Origin of the sequence: Flavobacterium cupreum, from assembly GCF_003996965.1 — a bacterium.
Lineage (GTDB): Bacteria > Bacteroidota > Bacteroidia > Flavobacteriales > Flavobacteriaceae > Flavobacterium > Flavobacterium cupreum.
In genome coordinates this window covers 1-298 of record NZ_QWDM01000212.1, presented here as the reverse complement: position 1 = coordinate 298, position 298 = coordinate 1, and the positions used below count along the sequence as shown (strand labels likewise).

Here is a 298-nt window from a genome sequence, read left to right as displayed (position 1 = left end):
GAGTTGACGATCGCCTTGCCCTGCACGCATTTGAGGCCGGCCTCGATCACCGACCACTTGGACGAGTCGATCATGATCGGCACGCGCGAGATGTCGGGCTCGGACGCGATCAGGTTCAGGAAGCGCGTCATCGCGGCGGCGGAGTCGAGCATCGCCTCGTCCATGTTGATGTCGATGACCTGGGCGCCGTTCTCGACCTGCTGGCGCGCCCCCGACAGCGCCTCGTCGTACTGCTCGTTCAAACTCATGCGCGCGAACGCCTTCGCGCCGGTCCCGTTGGTGCGCTCGCCGACGTTGC

At 65.8% G+C, this 298-nt stretch carries 1 protein-coding gene; it reads right to left on the bottom strand.

All coding sequences use genetic code 11. The features are described from left to right. A partial coding sequence (locus D0817_RS27210; protein WP_134737814.1) for a dihydropteroate synthase occupies window positions 1-298 on the bottom strand: 298 nt, incomplete at both ends.